Here is a 19,150-nt window from a genome sequence, read left to right as displayed (position 1 = left end):
CGTCGAAGCTGCCGCACGGCCCACAGCGAGCACACGATCGCCATCACCGACGACGGAGCCGAGATCCTCACCACGACCAGCCGCGCGAGCTGAGCTCCAGCTCCTCCCGGAGGCGCTCGTCAGCCGCCGAATGCTCGTCCCCGCGCAACGGGGCCGCCTTCGTCGGGACACCCGCGAGGCGGCACGCATCGCGGAGCAGGGCGTCGTACGCGCCCTGCACGGCGAACCAGTGATGGGCGCGCGCGTACAGGCCCGGGTCCTCCTCGATGTGGCGCAGCTCGGACGCGAGTTCCCCGAGCCGGATCTGCAGGCGCAGTGTGACCAGCGGATCGGGCACTCGCGCGGTCCGCGCCAGGAAGGTCCAAGGCATGTCTTGCCACCGCCACGTCGTCGTCGAACGAGGGGACACCACCAGCCTAGATCCGCGGGACCGGGAAGACCATGCTTACCACGCCGCTACCGCGGCGCTTTGCCATCCTTCTTGACGCCGGTGGCCGTGAGGGATCCGGCGTGGGCCTTCACGCTCGGCACGCCGCGGGTCTTGATGAGGCTCGCGACGGTCACCACGGCCAGGACGCCGATGACGACGGCCAGGCTGACCGGGGTCGGGATCTCCGGGACCGACTCGTCGATGTCGACGTGCGCCCAGTGCAGGATCAGCTTGACGCCGATGAACGCCAGGATGATCGCCAGGCCCGCCGAGAGGTACACGAGTCGGTCGAGCAGGCCCCTGACGAGGAAGAACAGCGCCCGCAGGCCTAGCAACGCGAACGCGTTGGCGGTGAAGACGATGTACGCCTCCTCCGTGACGCCGAAGACGGCGGGGATCGAGTCGAGCGCGAACAGCAGGTCGACGCTGCCGATGGCGATGAGCACGATGAACAACGGGGTGACGACCCGGCGCCCGTTCTCCTTGGCGAGGAGCTTGCCCCCGATGTAGCCGGCGCTGACGGGCAGGAGCCGGCGGGCGCCGCGCACCATCAGGTTGCTCTCGATGTCGGGATCCTCGTTCCGGTGGCGGAACAACTGCACCGCCGTGTAGATGAGCAGCAGGCCGAACATCAGGAACGTGAACGAGAACAGGCTGATGAGAGACGCGCCGAGGGCGATGAACACGGCGCGCATGACGAGCGCGAGCGCGATGCCGAAGATGAGGACCTTGTGCTGGTGCCTGTCCGGGACCGCGAAGGTGCTCATGATGATCACGAACACGAACAGGTTGTCGACCGACAGGCTCTTCTCGATGATGTAGCCGGCGAAGTACTCGGTGCCCGCCGTGCCCCCGTACTGCAGCCCGAACCAGATGCCGAACCCGATCGCCACCGCGATGTAGAACACCGACCACGCCGTCGCCTCCTTGAACCCGACGTGGTGCGGGCGGGCCGCCGCCAGGACCAGGTCCACCCCCAGCAGCAGGACGATGAGACCGACGGTTCCGGCCCAGGTCAGTAGGCTGATGTCGAGCACGCTTCCTCCGTCGTGTCACCGGGGATCAGGACTGCAGGACTGACACTACTGAAGATCCCCGGATCTTCCGCCCGGACGTCGGTCAGGAAGCGGGCGTGTGCGCCGATCGATCAGCGTGCGAGCGTTCCCGCGTGCGGCATCTCCCACGCCTCGGCGAGACGCGACGGCCGGACCGGCGAGCCCTCGCCGAAGAACTCGCAGAACTTCATGACCAGCGGGTCCCAGCCCAGCGGATCGACGTAGTGGGTCCCGGGGAGCACGAGTTCTTCCGCGACATGGCTGCGCAGCACGCGCACGTGAAAGGCCGTCGCGCCGGAGTCCGGCGTCCCGACCGGCGTCTCCTGCACGACGGCGCCCTCGAGCTGGATCGGGCACTCGGCCACACGCGGGGCGTCGACCAGCTCGGACGCCTGCTCCGACAGGCCCGCGTGGGCGAACTTGTCGGGGACGAACTCGTATCCCATCTCGGCCTTCCGCGGGGACATGGCAGGGTTCCCGGTCGTGAGTGCGAGCCGGTCCACGACGTCGACCATCGACGGCGGCACGAGATTGAGCACGCACTCCCGTTCGCGGCGGAGGTTCTCCGCGGTCCTGGCGGAGTTCCCGAAGCCGAGCACGCAGTGGCCGTTGAGCCACCATGCGGAGGACATCGGTGCGACGTTCGCCGACCCGTCCGGGTTGCGTGTCGAGACGAGCACGACAGGCGTGCCGAAGTACATGACCTTGAGGTCGATCGTCCGGTGCATGGCACCAGGCTGCCCGCGACCGGCCGACGATTCTGGCGCGTATCGGCCATGGCGTCCCGCGCGTGGCCGCGCGGTCCATACTGACGCGCCCGCGTCCGCACTGCGACCCTCATGGCCAGGTAGCGTTGCCAGCCGCGTGAACGCCTCATCGGTCGCCGGGCCGAACTCACGTCAGTCCTCCCGCAGAACCACCTCGACGACCAGCAGATCGCCGGTGTCCACGCCGTCGACCGCCTCGACGCGGAACATCACCTCGCCCGGGACGCCCGCCTCACGCACGGCCTCCGTGAGGTCGTACTCGTGCTCGGCGAGGCCTTCGCCGTCGGACGGCTCCGTCAGTGTCCGTGACGGGCCTACCTCAAGGCCGTCGAGAAGGATCCGACGCCGGCTCGCGACGCGGTCGACGAAGCGGGTCCGCACCACGGCCGCGCCGTCCGGGCAGCGGAGCCGGTACTCGAACCAGCCTGTCGCGCTGCGCCAGTGGATCCCGTCTGCCCCGCCCGCCCGGGTCTGCTCCCCCGTGAACCCGTGGTCCACCTCGGGCTGCTGCTCGCCGGCCGTCACCTTGTCGAAGACGGCCACGGAGTTGGCGTCGTCGAGGGTCCGGAGCGCGGCCAGGGCGCGGGACGGGTCGGCGTCGGCCGCGAAGTAGATGCTGTAGCGCTCGTCGTGGATTCCCGCGAAGGGTTCGAGCAGCACGGTGGCGGGAACGAGTTCGCCGGACCGTTCGCGAAGTACCGCGAGCTCGAAGGTCAGCGTGCGCTCGTCGACGGCCGACACCGCCGACTCCGGCGGTTCGGCGGCCACGATGCCGCCGCGTCGCATCGGCACCTTCCGGCCGCGGGCCACGTGCGCCATGCGGTCCGGTCCCGCGACGAGCCCCTCGAGGTCCTCGCCGCCGTCGCGCGACGCGAGCACGACGGGGCCGTAACGGAACGCCACCCAGCCGGATCCGTCGGGCAGCGCCTCCGCGACGAGCTGGGGTGCGAGCCGGACGGTGACCGCCGTCGTGCCGCTCCAGGTGCGGGCGACCTCGGCATAGCCGTCGACGACGGCCGCGTCGACCGGTTCGTCGTCGACGCTCAGGCCCACCAGCTCCGCCCAGGACGGCACGCGGAAACGCAGCGTGCGCTCCCGGGGCGAGGCGGAGGTGACGACGACGCGCGCCTCGTCACGGAACGGCAGCTCGGTCGACAGCTCGACCCGCAAGCCCTCCTCCGGCCAGTCCAGGACCGAGGGGGTGTACAGCTCGACCCTGAGGTCGGGCCCGTCGTGGGTGTAGACGAGCTCGTTGTACCGCGTGTGACCTTCGAGACCGGAGCCGACGCAGCACCACATGGACAGGTGGGGCCGGGAGTACACCCGGTAGTGCGCCGGACGCATCGGGGTGAAATACACGAAGCCCCCGCGCCGGGGGTGGACGGACGAGACCACGTGGTTGAAGAGCGCCCGCTCGGCGAACTCGACGGCGGCACCGTCGTGCCCGCGGTCGAGCCGCAGGCGCGCGAGCTCGACCATGTTGTGGGTGTTGCAGGTCTCCGGCCCCTCCGGGTCCGTCATCACCTCGGTGAAGTCCGACGACGGATGGAAGTGCTCGCGCACGCTGTTCCCGCCGATCGCCAGCGTGCGGCGGGTGACCACCGAGGACCAGAAGGCGTCGGCCGCGGCGGCGAACCGCGTGGCGGCTGCGTCGGCGTCCGGCGCCGGGCGGGGATCGCCGGCCGGCGTCAGGCCGGCCAGGCGCTGGTAGCCCAGCACCTTGGGGATCTGGGTGTTGGCGTGGAGGCCGTCCAGAGGGTCGCCGCCGTCGGCCAGCGGGTCGAGCAGCCTGCGGTGGGCCAGCCGCCGCCCCTCGGCGACGAGGTCCTGGCGGCCGGTCAGCTGGCCCAGCTCCACGAACGCCTCGTTGAGCCCGCCGAACTCGGCGGTGAGGGCCTGCTCGACCTGCTCGTCGGTGAGGGTCCTCGTGACCGTCAGCCACCAGTCGGCCCAGCGCGTCGCCATGGTCAGGGCGCGCTCGGAGCGCCCGTGGGTGGCCGCGTCGATGAGGCCTGCGAGCGTCTTGTGCAGGTTGTAGACCGGCACCCACCGGCCGTTGAGGGAGAACAGGCCGGCGTCGACGCGACCGGCGGCGAGCTCCTCGCCCAGCGCCGGCCCGTCCGGCACCCCGCCGATGTAGCCCGTGCCGACCGCGTCCTGGCAGCGCTCCAGCACGTCGAGCAGGTGCTCCATGCGGTCGCGGAGCACGTCCTGGCCGGTCACCGCCCACAGTTTCGCGTGCGCGGACAGGACGTGACCGCCGATGTGGCCGTCGAGCCCGCCGCTCTCCCAGTCGCCGTACGGCTCGGCCGGGCTGTCGAGCCCCGCCGCGGCGAGGAACGGGGCGAGGAGCCGGTCCAGGTCGATGTCGAGCACCGCCTCCAGCGCCCGCTGCTGCGCCATGGCGAACGGTCCGGGACCGAGCCTGACGGTTCCCAGGGGGAAGGTCCGGCCGGTGGGTGCGGGCTGTGCGGTAGTCATGGACGGTTGGGCTCCTTGCGGGATCTCACAGCTTCGTCGTCGGGCTGCGCTGGGACGGCGCGACTCTACGAGAAACGGCTACCGTCCGGCCGGGCGTTTCGTGATGAGTGACAGGACCCGACTCCGGTCGCGAAGGGCTCTGCGGCCGCGGGCCGTGCATGCCTACGATGGGGGCCATGAGGTCCGCGTTCTCCACCGCCGTCGAGGTCGAGCGGGCGCTGCGGGAGGTCGCCGACCCGCGCGAGGAGGCCAAGATCCGCGGCCGGGTCGCCGACGACGAACCCGTGATCGGCGTACGGATGGGCACACTGTTCGACATCGCGAAGGGTGCGACCGACCTGCCCGCAACCGAGCTCGACGCGCTGTTCGAGCACCGGGCGTACGAGCCGCGCCTGGCGGCGTTCTGCGTGCTCGACTTCCGCGCCCGGCGGCGGCTCTCCGACGACGACCGCGCCGCTCTCGCGCACACCTACCTCGAACGGCACGACGCCATCAGCACGTGGGACATGGTCGATCGCGCCGCCCCGCGAGTACTCGGCACGCCGATCCTCATCGGCGCCGTCGACGGCCGCGTTCTCAACGAGCTCGCGCGCTCCGCGGATCCGCTCCGGCGCCGGTCGGCGATCACCGCGCCGCTCTGGTTCATCAAGAAGGGCACCGACGCCGACGTCGAACACGGACTCCGCATCGCCGAGCTGCTCGACGACGACACGCATCCGCGCGTTCGCTCGGCCGTGAAGATCTACCGGGCGCATGCGGCGAGGCGCCGCGGTACCGCATGAACTCCCGCAGTTTCCTGGCCCGGGCAAGTGGCCGCGGGCCTCAGTAGGGTGGCGCGAGGCCCGGGAACATCGGGAAGCGCTTGATGTTACGCGTCCACAGTTCCGCCCCACACGTCGTGGTCGTGGCCGCGATCACGTAATCGGCGATATCGACACCCGAGTGGGATCGTCGATACTGGCGCGCCAGCGCTCCGGCGGCGTCGGCGATCTCCTCGGAGACCCCGACCCACTCGATCACGGACAGCAGAGCACCCGTCCGGGACTCCTCGGCCGCGCGCATGCCACCGAGGAGCTCTGTCCGGGTCAGTACCGACCCGAGGACGTTGCGGCCGAACCGCCGAGCCCCGACCAGCGCATCACGCGCCTCCTCCACGCCACGCAGGTGATCAATGAAGACCGAGGTGTCGACGACGATCGGCGCGCCGCTCACCACTCCGCGAACCGATCGGCACGGGCGGGGCGGATCGACTCGACGTACTGTTCACCGTCGAGAGTCTCCTGCGCCCAGGCGCCGAAGCTCTCATCAAGCGCTCTCGTGAAGTGGTCGGCATCGGCGCGACCGTAGGTTCGGTCCACTGCGCGACGGATGAGCTCGGCAAGACCGACGCCCGACGCCCGAGACTCGGCAAGGAGCCGCTCGTACTGAGCGTCCTCCAGCGTGATCTGCGTACGGTGGCTCATGATGTAAGGCTACATCACCTGGCAGAACGGCATCGGCGGGCCGCAGCTCCTGCCGGACACGCCGCCGATGGGAGGAGCACCCATGACCACCGATGACGCCGTCGTGCCGCCCGACGCGGACGAGGTCGACCTGTGGAACCTCATGAGCCACTACAACTGGGACGACGGTTTCGCCGTCCCGCTCGCCGTCGCCCAGCATCCTCGCTGCGACCGCGCGCTCGCTCTGCGACTGTTCTGGGAACTCGATGACACAGCTCGCATCCATCTCTCCGACGAAGCCGATGCCCTCCGGGAGAGCTTCAGTACCGAGATGACGCACGAACCGGAGGAGTTCGAGCGGGTCGTCACCTACGCGACCACGCTGGTCGATCGACTGCGGCGGGGAGACTTCCCTGATGGAAGGAACGAGTACGACACCGGCTTCATGACCGTCGACGACCCTGCCGGCCAGACCGAGGGCCAACGGAAGATCCGCGCGATCCGAACGAAACGAGCCCAGCTGGAGTACGACGACACCTTCCTGCGCCCGGCGATCTACCCGACCTGAGGGCCCCGAGGCGCCGCGGGGTCAGACGTTGAAGCGGAACTCCACCAATTTCCGGCACCGGGCAACCTATGACACGCTCGCAGTTCTTCGGAGGGTGAACTCGTTCTGGATTCGATCCAACATCGCGGCGGCATGTCCTTCGTAGTCGTCGACCTCAGACAACGCGTGGGCGAATGCACCCGGGGCGCGATCTGTCATTTCTGCCACTCGCTCGAGGACGTGGGACTCGTCCAGGCGTGCCGATTCCGCGAAGCGCCGCCATGCATCGCCGTCTACCTCGTCCAGGACGAACGTGCCGCCGATACTCATGGACAGCACCCGGCCACCGCCATGGGGCGGGTCGTAGGCGAATCCGGTCGCCATGTCATAGAGGGGCGCCAGCGAGACCTGCGGACCCGACAGCATGACGGCGTAGTTGCGGGCGTGTGCGTCGGGGGCGCCGACCACCGTGTTGAAGATCAGACCGTCAACGAATCGCTCCACGCTTGCCCGAGCCTGCCGGGGCGATTCAGCTTGGGCGCGCAGGAACCGGATGATGTCCGCAGCTGACGGGCCTCCTGACTCCTCGTACTTCTCGGGCTTTCCGAGTGCCTGGCACAGGTCTTCCTGGTGCAGTCTGACCACTCGTCCGTCGTCGGCGAGCTTTCGGTCAAAGCGAGTGATCACGATCGCGTCCTGGGACTTGAACTCCGTGTACTCGGTGTGCGCGACGTCCAGACCCATCGATGCGGCCGCCCGCATCGTCGCGTGCTCATCGAGGGCCTGGGCACGCATCTTGCGAATGCCCGGCTTGATGATGTGTGTCGTCGCCTCGGAACCATGGGCGATGTACCAGCGTTCGTCCTGGCGCCGCAGAGCGAACTTCTGCTGCGTTCCACCGAGAGACCAGTGCTCGCCCGGCATCAACCAGGAGGCATTCTCGTCGGTGTCCATCTCGTCGAGGCGGATCTCGATGTCACCAACGCTGCATTCCTCAAGGCCGCCCTCACGGTTCAAGGTCGCTTCGAGTTCGCCGACAACACAGAACTGCAGCGCCCCGGCGCAGTCCTTTCCGATGGCGGACAGCAGATCCAAGGTGTCGGTCGTGTCGATCCGATAGCGGCGCGCGATGGCTCGTAACGCGCCGTCGTTCTCCGGGAGGAGGCCCTTGAGAAATCGCTCGACGACGACGCCCGTGTGGACCTGTTCCTCCAGCGGGAGGGACAACGACAACGGAGTACTGCCGTCCTGACTGTAGGACCGGTCGTAGGTCAGCCGGAGCCCGGCACCTCGTCGCTCCAGGTCCGCGATGTGGCGCCCGCTCAGAAGCACCGCAAGGTTATTGACAGCGGCCACGTCACTCCGCCCCCTGCAGGTCCTGGATCATCAGGTTGGCATCGAGCTCATCGAGGACTCTCATGAGGCGTCCGACTTCGATCCCCTCGGTCTCGCCGCGTTCCAGGTTGATGATCCAGACACGCGACACGTCGGCCCGGCGGGCAAGTTCCGCCTGGGTGAGACCACGATCGAGGCGCAGCTTCCTGACCGACCGTGCCAGACGAGGCAGCGATCGAGCATTGAGCAGAGGACGATCTTGCGCACCCACGATGTCAGGATACCCCAACATCATGCCGATGTTGGGGTATCCTGACATCCAGGCGATGTCAACATACCTTGACCTCAGGTCCACGCAGCAGATCACACCTACAGGCATGCTGAGCGATCGGGATCACGGGCGGACTCTCTGCCAGACCGGGAACCGTCCAATATCAGCCCATCTGGCATGAAAGCATGCCATCATACGTTGAAGCGGAACTCCACCGTCTGCGTTTCGGTCAAGAAACCGGGACAAAGGGTGCAATTAAAGGTTGAAGTGGAACTCGAGTCCGTGCATGACGGAGCTTCGACGTGCCATCTGGTAGGTCATCCATGCCGCTCCGATCAGACGGTCCAGAGCACATCGAGCGGTACCGCGCTGATCCGTTGGCCGAACGGACCGCTGGTCGTGCCGGTGTGGAGAATGATCCCGGCGGTGAAGCGGTCGCCGAGCTTGTCCCGGAGCTTGAGCAGCCACTTGGCATCGCGCAGGCCCACCGACGCTGCAGCCTTGACCTCGATGCCCACAACGCGGCCACCCGGTACTCGTGGATCCGCCACATCGTGCTCGTGGATTCGCACTACCCAGTTCGTGGATTCGCCACGGTAGTGCGGGGCGGTAAATCACCCTCGTTGACGCGATTGTGGTCCAGTAGTGACGGTCAATATCGGCTGAATCTGTCGGGTCTATGTCGGGGGTCGAGTGCTGCTTCGATCCGAACCCCGACCTTCTCCCGGTGAAGCGAGACTCTTCGACGTCCGCAGAGCCAACTGACGTCGGGACCTACTTCCGCTACAGCGATATCTCCGGCGTCCGCACGCGCGAGCGTGACGTCGTGAGGGTCATGTCCTTCTCCTTCTCTCAAGCGGAGAGCAGCCGCTGGGCCGGAGCAATCGCTCCGGCCCAGCGGCCTCCGTTGCAACAGCGCTGCAATCGATCAGCGCACCAGTTTGGCGGGGCTCGTGGCCCACTGCATCGCGTATTCGAGCGGCCCGCGCTTGAAGAACCGCGACCACACGAACGCGAACACGATGCCCACCACGCAGAACCAGCCCCACACCGCCAGTGCCGCGACGACCGCGCCGCCCTCGCTGTTCGAGGGGACGTGGTTGAGGGCCCACAGGTGGGCGACGTACAGGGTCAGGGACATCGCACCGGCCGCCGTGATCGGCGTGAGGAGCTTGCGGGCCAGTGCTGACCTGTCGAGCAGGGCGACCGAGCCGACGATGACCAGCATCGCGATGCCGATGTTGCCCAGCAGCTCGAACGCGGTGCCCGAGTGCGGTGAGGCCGAGAGCAGGAACTGCAGCATGTCGGATGACCACGGATCGAATCCGCTCAGCGAATCGGACCACGTGCCGGACGCACCCGAACCGCTCATCCCGGACGAGCCCGAGCCCATCGAAGAGGACGCCACCCCCGAACCGGAGGAGCCGGAGCCGCTCATAGAACCGCCGCCCATGCCGCCCCCGGGGAACAGGACCTTCTGCAGCACCCACGAGAGTCCGTAACCGGCCAGCGCCAGTCCGGCGCCGACCGACGCCATGCCGATGCGCACCCGCTTGGCGGACAGGTCGAGCTTGGCGATCGCCATGCCCGCGAAGATGTACGCGAGCCACGGGACGGCCGGGTAGAGGCCCGTAAACAGCAGCCGGCCGAGGCCGTCGGCGCCCATGCGGGTGATCGGGTCGTGCGCGTCGAGCGCGGTGACGAATGCCGGCTGCGCCATGCCGATCCAGTAGTAGACCACGGAGCCGACGACCGCGAACGAGGCCGAGAGGACCGCCAGCTTCTTGACGCCGCACCGCACGAACGGCAGCGCGAGCAGGAAGAACAGGCCGTAGAACGCCAGGATGACGATGTCGGTGTGCAGCCACAGGGTCAGCGCCGTCCCCAGGGCGATCAGCAGGACCGCCCGGATGACGATCTTCACGATCCGCTGCCGTCGTTCGAGTGTGGGCAGCGTTCGGCGTCCGCCCGCGAGCAGGACCAGCGACAGTCCCGCGAGGGTCGCGAACAGGGCTGACGAGCGGCCGTGCGGGATCTGCATGATCGTGTTGACCACAGAGTCCTTGAACTCCTGCATCGGTCCCACGTGCGCGTAGAACATGCCGAGGACCGCCAGCGCGCGGGCCAGGTCCAGGCCGAGCACGCGACCGAGCGCGCCGCCTCGCTGGGGTTTCGGTTCCGATGGCGTCTCGCGGTCGGTACGGACCCGCCGCGGCGTGCGTTCGCTCTGCACAGTGTCGGTATCAGTCATGAACCCAGGTTGCTGCGGCGCGGGCGCTCTTCCCATCCGGCGATGGGCTGCCGCGCCGCCGCAGACGGCGGGGACCGCGCGCTCCTAGCGGGGGGCTCCTCGCCAGCCGACCGACCGAAGGACCCCCGCCGACCGGCGTGAATCATCGCAGAACGGCCGCGGCGGAAGCGTGACGAGGTCCGGCTGTGCTACGAATCGATCCGTGGAAACGACAGTGGAGGAGCGGCCGTGATCCGGGTTCTGATCGTCGACGACGAGGCGCTGTTCCGCAGCGGCATCGAACTCATCCTCAACGCCGCCCCGGACATCGAGGTCGTCGGCGCGGTCACCGGCGCCCGCGCGGTCACCGAGGCCGAACGGCTGCGTCCCGACATTGTGCTGCTCGACATCCGCATGCCTGATGTGGACGGCCTGACCGTGCTCGACCGCATGCTTTCGGAGCCGTCGCCGCCAGTGGTAGCCATGCTCACCACCTTCGACAACGACGAGTACGTGGCCGCCGCCCTCCGCCGGGGCGCGGCCGGGTTCCTGCTCAAGGACACCGCCCCCGACCACCTGGCCGTGCAGGTGCGCACCCTCGCCGCCCACGGCGTGGTCCTCTCCCCGAAAGTCACCTCAAGCGTCGTCGACGGCTACCTCGCCTCGACCCGCAGACAGCCCGCCGACACCGTCCTCATCGAAACCTTGACCGACCGGGAACGAGCCGTCCTCCTGCACCTCGCCGACGGGCTCTCCAACGCCGACATCGCCGCCCGCCTCTACCTTGGTATCGGCACCGTCAAAGACCACGTCTCGGCGATCCTCGCCAAGCTCCAGGTCTCCAACCGGGTCCAAGCCGCGCTCCTGGCCGAACGCGCGGGCATGCTCGACAACGGCGAGTGGCGATGAGCGTGGTCGCGGCCCGCATCACGGCCTGGTGGCACACAGGCTCACGGTGGCCCGCTGTCCTCCTCGACGTCGCCCTCATCACCGTGGCCGGTGCCGACCTGGCGTTCAACCACATGCCCGGAAGCTGGTCGGACGACGCTGTGCTCGTGGCCGGAGTGCTCGCGCTGGCAGTGCGCCGACGGTTCCCCTTGGCCGTCTTCATCGCCACACTCCCGATGCCGCTGCTCATGGGCCAGTCCGCGGCGTCGCTCATCGCGCTGTTCACCGTCGCGTGCGCCACCCGCAACCGGTGGCTGCTGAGCGGATGCGCGCTGGTGTACGCGGGCTTGACGATCGCCCCGTGGTGGGGCGGCAGCAGCATTCTGGCCGAATCGGCCTGGCCGGTGTGGGGCGTGTACTCGCTGGCGCCCGCGGGCGCGGCGGTCTTCCTGGGACAGTTGCTGCAGACCAAGCAGGAACTCTCGCGGCGGCTGGAGGAGATCAGCGAGGTCCGCGAGCACGAGCAGGCGCTGGCGATGCAGAAGGTGCTGTCGCAGGAGCGCGCTCACCTGGCGCGGGAGATGCATGACGTCGTCTCGCACCAGGTGAGCCTGATCGCGGTACGAGCCGGAGCGCTCCAGGTGAGCACTGAGGAATCGATCTCGAAGGACGCCGCCGAAACGATCCGGACGCTGGCGGCGCGCACGCTTGACGAGTTGCGGTACATGGTGAGCGTGCTGCGCGCCGGAGGCGGCGCGGACACCGGCCTCGCCCCGCAGCCCACACTCGACCAGTTGGGCGAGCTCGTCGACAACGCCGGCATGGACGTCCGCCTGGAGACTGGACCGCTGCCGGAGCTCAACCCCCCGCTGCAGCGGGCGATCTACCGCACCGTGCAGGAAGCGCTGACGAACGCCCGCAAGCACGCCCCCGGCGCCGCAGTCCGCGTCAAAGTCGCGCAAGAGGACGGCGCCATATTGGCAGAGGTCGTCAACGCCGCACCCAAACGACCGGTGGTGCCGCTGCCGAGTGCGAAACACGGCTTGATCGGCCTCAAACAGCGCGCTGAACTACTCGGTGGGGCCTTCGAAGGAGCCCCGACCGCCGAAGGTGGCTGGCGCGTCGCATTGCGCGTGCCGCTACGGTCGATGAACTGAGCGTCTGAAGTTCTACGGAGCGAGCGTGAACGTGCGGTATGGGTGGGCTCAGAGACTGATGCCCGGGCCAAGCTCGCGTCGATCCAACCGAATGGTCGGCGATATCTGCATCTCGCCGGTCGCGCGCAACGCACTGGCAGCGCGCGCGGCGTCGACTGCCTGGATGTCAGTGCTGACTGGATCGGTCCCGAGCGGTGCGCTACTGGTGATGCCATAACGGTCGCGATAGGCAGCGATCGGCTCCGCTCCCGCGTGATGCTCCTGGACGATCGACCGGTCGAGCTGGTCGACTCCTACTACCCGGCCTCGATCGCCCGCGACACTCGCCTGGCGGAGATGAGCAAGATTCCCGGCGGCGCCGTCGCGCACCTGGCATCTCTGGGCTACCCGCCTCGACGCGTCGTCGAGGACGTCACCGCGCGGCTCGCAACCCCGGTGGAGGCCGAGGAGTTCGGCCTGGAGCTCCCGGCAGCCGTGGTCGAGCTTGTCCGAGTGATCTTCTCCGATGACGACCGACCGGTTGAGGCCAGCGTGATGCTCTCGCCGGCCGATGCCCGCAGACTGCGCTACGAGATCACTCCGTGAACCATCGGATACGTGCCGGAGTAGGCCATGCCCCGCGGAACTGATCAGCGGCCTCGCCACGAGCAGGTCGCCGCTGAGCTGCGCGAGCAGATCCTCAGCGGCGATCTGGCTCCCGGGGCTCAGCTTCCGTCGACCGCCCAGCTCATGGCTCGGTTCGACGCGGCGAAAATCTGCGGTGTACGACGGAGACCATCGTCAGCACCTCTCGTGGATACGGGACACTCGTCGCGGACGGACGCTCGATGAGAGGAGTCCGCCGGATCTGGCATCTTCAGACCCTCACCTTCCGCCGCGCCTCAGTCCCTCGCGAGTCCTATTTCTTGCCCTGAGCCGCAGAGGTTATTCCGTGCCGGAACTCCACCACATCGCCGTCGGCCATGACGTAGTCCTTGCCTTCGATGCGGGCCTTGCCTGCCGCCTTGGCCGCCTGCGCGGAGCCGGTCTCGACGAGGTCCTCGAAGGAGATGACCTCGGCCTTGATGAAGCCACGCTCGAAGTCCGTGTGGATGACGCCCGCCGCCTGCGGCGCGGTCCAGCCCTTGCGGATGGTCCAGGCACGCGCTTCCTTGGGACCGGCCGTCAGGTACGTCTGGAGGCCGAGCGTGTGGAATCCGACGTGCGCGAGCTGGGCCAGGCCGGACTCGGTCTGGCCGGTCTCGGCGAGCATCTCCGCGGCCTCGTCCGGTTCCAGTTCCGCGAGCTCCGCCTCGAACTTCCCGTCCAGGAAGATTGCGTCCGCAGGCGCGACCAGCTTGCGCAGCGCCTCCTGCGAGGCAGTGTCGGCGAGCCCGGCGTCGTCGGTGTTGAAGACGTAGATGAACGGCTTGGCCGTGAGGAGTTGGAGCGAGGAGATCTCGGCCAGGTCGAGGCCGGCCGCGGCCGCTCCCTGGTAGAGCGTGGTGCCGGCCTCGAGGATCTCCTGCGCCTTGTTCGCGGCGGCGAAGAGGACGGGGTCACCCCTCTTGATCTTGACCTCCTTCTCCATCCTCGGGAGTGCCTTCTCGAGGGTCTGGAGGTCGGCCAGGATCAGCTCGGTGGAAATGGTCTCGATGTCGCCGGGAGCATCGGCCGACCCGTCGACGCGGACGACGTCCGGGTCGTCGAACACGCGCGTGACCTGGCAGATGGCGTCGGCCTCACGAATGTTCGCGAGGAACTTGTTGCCCAGGCCCTCACCCTCGGACGCACCCTTCACGATGCCGGCGATATCGACGAACGACACGGTGGCCGGCAGCTCGCGCTGGCTCCCGAAGATCTCGGCCAGCTTGCCCAGCCGCTCGTCCGGCAGCGGGACCACACCGATGTTGGGCTCGATGGTCGCGAAGGGGTAGTTCGCCGCAAGCACCTGGTTGCGGGTCAGTGCGTTGAAGATGGTGGACTTGCCGACGTTGGGCAGGCCGACGATTCCGATAGTGAGAGCCACGTCGGGTGATTCTACGTGCCGAGCCCACCGACGGGGCACCGACCGGCCGAGGCCCACGCACCTGCCACCCACACGAGACCTCGCCCGGCCACAACTCGAACCAGTGACCTCGCTATTCCGATTTAACATGCCTAAGTCGAAATAGCGAGCTGGCTGGTTCGAGTTGGAGAGGTGCCACGGCGACGTCGATCCCAGAGGTTCCCGTCCCAAGGGATTCACCGCTGCCGCGTCTATCGCAGCGCAGATCTGGGGTGCCGGCGCGTTGCTCGACGAACTGGAGGATCTTGGAGTCCGGATCGCAGCACGAGCACGTGGCTGATCGCTGTCAACCGCCACTCGCACGAGTGGCCGACCACGGCCCCGGTCACCATCTCGACCCTCGAGCCGATCACGGGAACGCCTGGACCTGCTGGAGCAGTTCCGGGGCGCGGCGGTCGAACACGCGCGCGCCCATCCGGATACCGACCACGAGCAGTGCCGCTCCCTCCGCCAGGCCGAACGCCAGCGTCGCCCAGCCGACCAGGAGATTCCCGGAGGCCATCGCCCAGATGCCCAGCCCGATCAGCGGCACTGACAGGAGCATCACGATGAGCATCGTCAGGAGCTGCGCGAGCATCGTCGCCATCGCCGCGCCCTGCGGCGACTTGAGCGGGCTCTCCCCCGGCTTGGGGACCGGGTAGACCAGTGCCGCCGACGCGACACTGGACACGCCGAGTACGAGCCCGAGAGTCCCGAGACTGATGCCCAGCAGCGGCACGGTCAGGTCCCAGCGGCCGGACAACGCCAGCGTCAGCAGGGTGACGAGCACGACCACCAGGGTGCCGAAGACCAGGACGGGCAGCGCCCGCCCCCATCGATCGGCACGCCCCGAGGTCCCGGTCGCGACATGCAGGGCGAAGGCCGTGTAGTCGTAGCCGACGTCGTTCGACACGCTGAACGCGAGCACCCACGCGACGACGGGCCCTGCCAGGAGGAGCAGTTCCAAGTTGCCCGAGGAGCGCGTCGGCAGCCACAGGATCACCGGCATCAGGAAGATGACGCCGATGCCCGCCGCGTAGCGCGGGTCGCGGATCCAGTAGGTGGTGCAGCGTGCGGCAACGGCACCGATCGGGGTGGCCGGGAACCGATCGAACCAGCCGAGCCCCTTGCTCCTTGCGCCCTTTCCTCCCCCGACCGTCGGAGTGACGAGGGCCTTCGCGAGCGAGCGCGTCCAGATCAGCCACAGCACGGCGACCGTCGCCACGGCGATGGCGAGCCGGGCAACGGCGGTACCCCACGCGCCGTCGTGCACCGCGACCGGGAGCGACCACGGTGCGCCGAACGGCGTCCATGCCGCCAGTTCGCCGAACCTGACGAGCACGGCCGAGAGCACCGAGCCGTCCGCGCTCACGGTGACGCCTCCGTCGCTCGCCTCACTCGAGACGGCGCCGATCTCCTCGCTCGCCCAGCCGATCGCGGGCCCGATCAGCACCAGCGGCACGATCGCCGCCACTGCCACGACCTCGCGGTACCGGCGCGACTCCAGCAGCGGGGCGAGCGCCGTGGTCACCGCACGCGACCCGACGATGCAGGCCGCCACGCCGATGGCCGCCCCGAGCAGGGCGACGAGGATCAGCCACGGCTCACGCCACCACGCGAGGGCGGACCCGCCCGCCGCGAGCAGCGTGGCCAGTCCGGGTACGGAGATCACGCCGGCGACGGCGAGTCCGATGATGAGGGTGCGGTGGGGCATCGCGAACGTCGTGAACCGTTGCGGGTCGAGCGTCTGATCGACGCCGAACACGAAAATGGGCACGATCCACCAGCACATGACGGTGACCGCTCCGACGAGCGTGATCACGTGCCCGGTGAGGACCGGGTCGGCCCCGCCGCCCGCGATCGCGGCGATCACGAGCGATCCCACCACGACGAGCGCGTAGAGCAACGCGACGCAGAGGCCGATGGTCTGCCAGACGCTGCGCCGGAGCGTGTTGCCGAGGAGCGTGAGCTTGAGCCTCAGGAAGTGCGCAACCATTCGAGCCCCTCAGCTCGGGTACGGCCTCCGACGAGGTCGACGAACCGGTCTTCGAGCGTCTGATCGCCCCGGACCTCGTCGACGGTGCCGGCCGCGAGTACCTGACCGGCGCCGACGATCGCGACGTGGTCGCACATGCGCTGCACGAGATCCATGACATGGCTGGAGACGACCACGGTGCCGCCACCGGTGACGTAGTCGGCGAGGATGTCGCGGATGTTCGCGGCGCTCACAGGGTCGACGGCCTCGAACGGCTCGTCGAGCACGAGGGTCCGCGGCGCATGGATCATGGCGCTGGCCAGGGCGATCTTCTTGGTCATGCCGGCGCTGTAGTCGACGACGTACGTGTTGGCGTCGGCGGCGAGGTCCATCGCGACGAGCAGGCTGTGGGCACGTTCGGCCACGGTGTCGCGGTCCATGCCGCGCAGCAGGCCGGCGTACGTGACGAGCTGGAGTCCGGTGAGGCGGTCGAACAGGCGCACGCCGTCGGGCAGGATGCCGAGCGTGGCCTTCGCCTCGTCAGGGCGGGCCCACAGGTCGGTGCCGCGCACGTGCACGGTTCCGCCGTCGGGCCGGAGCAGACCGGTGGCCATGGAGAGCGTGGTGGTCTTCCCCGCCCCGTTGGGGCCGACGAGCCCGTAGAAGGATCCGACGGGCACATCGAGGTCCAGCGCCTGCACGGCGATCTTCTGGCCGAACCGCTTCCACAGGCCGCGCAGGCTGAGCGCGGCGCCGGGATCGGGCGGCGGGGCCGTGTTCGGTGCGGGGATCACGGTGTCCGACGGCGCGGCGGCCGCGCCGTCGACAGGGGGGCCGCCTCCGGGACCGGTCTGGTAGGTCATAGCGACAACGTAGACGGAGAGTCGGACACCGGGCATCCACCATCGGGATGACGTCGCTCCTCCGCGAGATCGAACCTGGTGGGCGGGTCGGTAGCGGTCGTGTCAGTCACTCGTGGCAGCCTTGGCGGCATGGACATCGGCTGGATCCTTCTTGCGCTCGCCGTCGGCGTGGTCGTCGGCTGGCTGATTCATAGTGTGCGGGCGTCGAACGCCGTGCGCGACGCGGAGCTGGAGTCCGCCCGCCTCAATGCGCTCGCGGAGGCGTCCGAGCGCGAGGTGGTCATGGTGCGCGAGCGGGCCGAGGCCGACGTCCAGGCGGCACGGGAGCGCGCCGCCGAGCAGGTCGCCGCCGCACGCACCGAGCAGGAGCGGGCCGCCCAGCAGTTCAAACTGCTCGCCGGCGAGGCCCTGGAGGCCAACACCAAGCAGTTCCTCACGCTGGCGGAGCAGCGGCTGTCCACCGCGACGGTGCGGAACGAGGAGCAGCTCGCCCAGCGCGAGCAGGCGGTCAAGAATCTCGTCGATCCGCTGTCCAAGGTGATGGACAAGGTCCGCACCCAGGTCGAGGAGGCCGAGAAGGCCCGGGCCCAGGGGCACGGTCAGCTGACCGAGCAGCTGCGCCAGGTCACCGAGGAGTCGGCGAAGCTACGCAGCGGGACGAGCGACCTGGTGGCCGCGCTGCGCACGTCGGAGGTGCGCGGTGCGTGGGGCGAGCTGCAACTCCGCCGCACGGTCGAGGCCGCGGGCATGCTCAACCGGGTCGACTTCACCGAGCAGGACGAGTTCACCTCCGACGCCGGGGTGCAGCGCCCGGACATGGTCATCCATCTTGCCGGGGCCAAGAACGTCGTCGTCGACTCGAAGGTGGCGTTCATCCGCTATCTCGAGGCGCAGCAGACCGACGACGTGCACCGCCGGGAGCAGCTCCTCGACGCGCACGTGAAGCACATGCGCAAGCACGTCGACGAGCTGGCGGGCAAGAAGTACTGGGCGCAGTTCGACGCGGCGCCGGAGTTCGTGGTGATGTTCGTCCCGGCCGAGGCGTTCCTTTCCGCAGCGGTCGAGCAGCAGCCGGACCTGCTGGAGTACGCCGCACGGAAGAACGTCATCCTCGCCACGCCGATGACCCTGGTCGCCCTGCTGCGCACCGTCGCCTTCGCATGGCGGCAGGAGGCCCTCGCCGAGAACGCGGCGAAGGTGCACCAGGTGGGCAAGGAGCTGCACTCGCGGCTGGTCACGATGACGGACCACGTCACGAGGATGGGCCGATCCCTGGAGAGCTCGACCAAGAACTACAACAAGCTCATCGGGTCGCTGGAGCGCAACGTGCTCAGCTCGGCCCGCAAGATGGTCGAGCTCGAGGTCGTCGATCCCCGGGACGCGATCGAGGTGCCGGGCGAGATCGAGGAGATCCCGCGCCCCATCACCAGGTCCGAGCTGCTCGCTGCCGACGAGGGCGGCGTCGTGGCGATCGAGACGGCGCGTGACGCCCAGGACGGCCGGAAGCCGGGCACCACCGGCGATCCGGACGGGACCGCGTCCGGCCGCTCCGCCGGCACCGACACGCTGGACACGGTGGTGGTCCAGCAGGTCGAGGTCACGGAGCTCGCCACGAGCGACCAGCGCGCCCTGGCCGAGGCGGAGAGGACGAACCGGTCCCAGGCATCCGGGGGCTGAGGGTCG

At 68.7% G+C, this 19,150-nt stretch carries 20 protein-coding genes and 1 pseudogene; 8 read left to right on the top strand and 13 right to left on the bottom strand.

Going from position 1 to position 19,150, the window contains the following annotated elements:
* Positions 1-9: 9 nt before the first annotated feature.
* Positions 10-93, top strand: a pseudogene (locus ACYVK5_RS05800) (type I methionyl aminopeptidase); the annotation flags it as partial.
* On the opposite strand, the gene ACYVK5_RS05795 reads toward ACYVK5_RS05800, so the two are convergent.
* The 4 genes from ACYVK5_RS05795 to ACYVK5_RS05780 form a co-directional block, all read right to left on the bottom strand.
* The gene (locus tag ACYVK5_RS05795; protein WP_460702705.1) at positions 68-370 is read right to left on the bottom strand and encodes a hypothetical protein; all 303 of its coding nucleotides are present in this window, start codon (positions 368-370) and stop codon (positions 68-70) included. The pseudogene ACYVK5_RS05800 and the gene ACYVK5_RS05795 sit on opposite strands and share 26 nt — an antisense overlap.
* An 86-nt stretch (positions 371-456) precedes the next feature.
* On the bottom strand, positions 457-1,467 hold the full coding sequence (locus ACYVK5_RS05790; protein WP_460702703.1) for a TerC family protein: 1,011 nt from the start codon (positions 1,465-1,467) through the stop codon (positions 457-459).
* Positions 1,468-1,577: 110 nt separating this feature from the next.
* Complete coding sequence (locus ACYVK5_RS05785) at positions 1,578-2,213, bottom strand: flavin reductase family protein (RefSeq protein ID WP_460702701.1); 636 nt, start codon at positions 2,211-2,213, stop codon at positions 1,578-1,580.
* A gap of 171 nt (positions 2,214-2,384) precedes the next feature.
* Complete coding sequence (locus ACYVK5_RS05780) at positions 2,385-4,733, bottom strand: beta-L-arabinofuranosidase domain-containing protein (RefSeq protein WP_460702699.1); 2,349 nt, start codon at positions 4,731-4,733, stop codon at positions 2,385-2,387.
* 176 nt (positions 4,734-4,909) lie between these two features.
* On the opposite strand from ACYVK5_RS05780, the gene ACYVK5_RS05775 reads away from it, so the two are divergent.
* A complete protein-coding gene (locus tag ACYVK5_RS05775; protein WP_460702697.1) occupies positions 4,910-5,515 on the top strand; it encodes a DNA alkylation repair protein in 606 nt (201 codons plus the stop codon).
* A 40-nt stretch (positions 5,516-5,555) separates the two neighbouring features.
* Here ACYVK5_RS05775 and ACYVK5_RS05770 read toward each other — a convergent pair whose 3' ends face one another.
* Positions 5,556-5,945 (bottom strand): PIN domain-containing protein, encoded by a 390-nt coding sequence (locus ACYVK5_RS05770; protein WP_460702695.1) that lies wholly within the window; start codon positions 5,943-5,945, stop codon positions 5,556-5,558.
* Positions 5,942-6,196, bottom strand: coding sequence for a ribbon-helix-helix domain-containing protein (locus ACYVK5_RS05765; protein WP_460702693.1), 255 nt, complete (start codon positions 6,194-6,196; stop codon positions 5,942-5,944). Before ACYVK5_RS05765 ends, ACYVK5_RS05770 begins: the two co-directional genes overlap by 4 nt.
* An 82-nt stretch (positions 6,197-6,278) precedes the next feature.
* Between ACYVK5_RS05765 and ACYVK5_RS05760 the strand changes: the two genes are divergently transcribed.
* A complete protein-coding gene (locus ACYVK5_RS05760; RefSeq protein WP_460702691.1) occupies positions 6,279-6,743 on the top strand; it encodes a DUF4274 domain-containing protein in 465 nt (154 codons plus the stop codon).
* Between the two features lie 66 nt (positions 6,744-6,809).
* Here ACYVK5_RS05760 and ACYVK5_RS05755 read toward each other — a convergent pair whose 3' ends face one another.
* From ACYVK5_RS05755 to ACYVK5_RS05740, 4 genes are all read right to left on the bottom strand, one after another.
* Complete coding sequence (locus ACYVK5_RS05755; protein WP_460702689.1) at positions 6,810-8,078, bottom strand: type II toxin-antitoxin system HipA family toxin; 1,269 nt, start codon at positions 8,076-8,078, stop codon at positions 6,810-6,812.
* Position 8,079: 1 nt separating this feature from the next.
* Complete coding sequence (locus ACYVK5_RS05750; protein ID WP_460702687.1) at positions 8,080-8,328, bottom strand: helix-turn-helix transcriptional regulator; 249 nt, start codon at positions 8,326-8,328, stop codon at positions 8,080-8,082.
* 335 nt (positions 8,329-8,663) lie between these two features.
* Positions 8,664-8,846 (bottom strand): hypothetical protein, encoded by a 183-nt coding sequence (locus ACYVK5_RS05745; protein ID WP_460702685.1) that lies wholly within the window; start codon positions 8,844-8,846, stop codon positions 8,664-8,666.
* Between the two features lie 410 nt (positions 8,847-9,256).
* A complete protein-coding gene (locus ACYVK5_RS05740; RefSeq protein ID WP_460702683.1) occupies positions 9,257-10,579 on the bottom strand; it encodes a heparan-alpha-glucosaminide N-acetyltransferase domain-containing protein in 1,323 nt (440 codons plus the stop codon).
* A gap of 228 nt (positions 10,580-10,807) precedes the next feature.
* Between ACYVK5_RS05740 and ACYVK5_RS05735 the strand changes: the two genes are divergently transcribed.
* The 4 genes from ACYVK5_RS05735 to ACYVK5_RS05720 are packed head-to-tail and all read left to right on the top strand — an operon-like array spanning position 10,808 to position 13,434.
* The gene (locus tag ACYVK5_RS05735; protein WP_460702681.1) at positions 10,808-11,467 is read left to right on the top strand and encodes a response regulator; all 660 of its coding nucleotides are present in this window, start codon (positions 10,808-10,810) and stop codon (positions 11,465-11,467) included.
* Positions 11,464-12,603 carry a sensor histidine kinase gene (locus tag ACYVK5_RS05730; RefSeq protein ID WP_460702679.1) on the top strand — a complete coding sequence of 380 codons (1,140 nt, stop codon included), beginning with the start codon at positions 11,464-11,466 and terminating at the stop codon, positions 12,601-12,603. Before ACYVK5_RS05735 ends, ACYVK5_RS05730 begins: the two co-directional genes overlap by 4 nt.
* A 42-nt stretch (positions 12,604-12,645) precedes the next feature.
* A complete protein-coding gene (locus tag ACYVK5_RS05725; protein ID WP_460702677.1) occupies positions 12,646-13,188 on the top strand; it encodes a UTRA domain-containing protein in 543 nt (180 codons plus the stop codon).
* Between the two features lie 27 nt (positions 13,189-13,215).
* Positions 13,216-13,434 (top strand): GntR family transcriptional regulator, encoded by a 219-nt coding sequence (locus ACYVK5_RS05720; protein WP_460702675.1) that lies wholly within the window; start codon positions 13,216-13,218, stop codon positions 13,432-13,434.
* 67 nt (positions 13,435-13,501) lie between these two features.
* On the opposite strand, the gene ychF is transcribed toward ACYVK5_RS05720, so the two are convergent.
* The 3 genes from ychF to ACYVK5_RS05705 all read right to left on the bottom strand — a co-directional run bounded on the left by ychF (position 13,502) and on the right by ACYVK5_RS05705 (position 17,467).
* Positions 13,502-14,611, bottom strand: a complete 1,110-nt coding sequence (gene ychF / locus ACYVK5_RS05715) for a redox-regulated ATPase YchF (RefSeq protein ID WP_460702673.1) — start codon at positions 14,609-14,611, stop codon at positions 13,502-13,504.
* Positions 14,612-14,999: 388 nt separating this feature from the next.
* On the bottom strand, positions 15,000-16,625 hold the full coding sequence (locus tag ACYVK5_RS05710) for a hypothetical protein (RefSeq protein ID WP_460702671.1): 1,626 nt from the start codon (positions 16,623-16,625) through the stop codon (positions 15,000-15,002).
* Positions 16,607-17,467: an ABC transporter ATP-binding protein gene (locus tag ACYVK5_RS05705; protein WP_460702669.1), complete on the bottom strand. Its 861-nt coding sequence runs from the start codon at positions 17,465-17,467 to the stop codon at positions 16,607-16,609. Before ACYVK5_RS05705 ends, ACYVK5_RS05710 begins: the two co-directional genes overlap by 19 nt.
* 129 nt (positions 17,468-17,596) lie before the next feature.
* Between ACYVK5_RS05705 and ACYVK5_RS05700 the strand changes: the two genes are divergently transcribed.
* A complete protein-coding gene (locus ACYVK5_RS05700) occupies positions 17,597-19,144 on the top strand; it encodes a DNA recombination protein RmuC (protein ID WP_460702667.1) in 1,548 nt (515 codons plus the stop codon).
* The last annotated feature ends 6 nt before the right edge of the window (positions 19,145-19,150 follow it).

The sequence above is a fragment of the Myceligenerans halotolerans genome (assembly GCF_054782975.1).
The sequence above is the reverse complement of the archived record's forward strand: the minus strand, read 5'-3'. Positions and strand labels throughout refer to the sequence as shown.

What these genes read in the sequence shown, in the direction of transcription:
- ACYVK5_RS05795 (WP_460702705.1), bottom strand. Translation starts at nt 370, where the DNA reads ATGCCTTGGACCTTCCTGGCGCGGACCGCGCGAGTGCCCGATCCGCTG.
- ACYVK5_RS05785 (WP_460702701.1), bottom strand. Translation starts at nt 2,213, where the DNA reads ATGCACCGGACGATCGACCTCAAGGTCATGTACTTCGGCACGCCTGTC.
- ACYVK5_RS05780 (WP_460702699.1), bottom strand. Translation starts at nt 4,733, where the DNA reads ATGACTACCGCACAGCCCGCACCCACCGGCCGGACCTTCCCCCTGGGA.
- ACYVK5_RS05775 (WP_460702697.1), top strand. Translation starts at nt 4,910, where the DNA reads ATGAGGTCCGCGTTCTCCACCGCCGTCGAGGTCGAGCGGGCGCTGCGG.
- ACYVK5_RS05765 (WP_460702693.1), bottom strand. Translation starts at nt 6,196, where the DNA reads ATGAGCCACCGTACGCAGATCACGCTGGAGGACGCTCAGTACGAGCGG.
- ACYVK5_RS05760 (WP_460702691.1), top strand. Translation starts at nt 6,279, where the DNA reads ATGACCACCGATGACGCCGTCGTGCCGCCCGACGCGGACGAGGTCGAC.
- ACYVK5_RS05740 (WP_460702683.1), bottom strand. Translation starts at nt 10,579, where the DNA reads ATGACTGATACCGACACTGTGCAGAGCGAACGCACGCCGCGGCGGGTC.
- ACYVK5_RS05730 (WP_460702679.1), top strand. Translation starts at nt 11,464, where the DNA reads ATGAGCGTGGTCGCGGCCCGCATCACGGCCTGGTGGCACACAGGCTCA.
- ACYVK5_RS05720 (WP_460702675.1), top strand. Translation starts at nt 13,216, where the DNA reads ATGCCCCGCGGAACTGATCAGCGGCCTCGCCACGAGCAGGTCGCCGCT.
- ACYVK5_RS05710 (WP_460702671.1), bottom strand. Translation starts at nt 16,625, where the DNA reads ATGGTTGCGCACTTCCTGAGGCTCAAGCTCACGCTCCTCGGCAACACG.
- ACYVK5_RS05705 (WP_460702669.1), bottom strand. Translation starts at nt 17,467, where the DNA reads ATGACCTACCAGACCGGTCCCGGAGGCGGCCCCCCTGTCGACGGCGCG.
- ACYVK5_RS05700 (WP_460702667.1), top strand. Translation starts at nt 17,597, where the DNA reads ATGGACATCGGCTGGATCCTTCTTGCGCTCGCCGTCGGCGTGGTCGTC.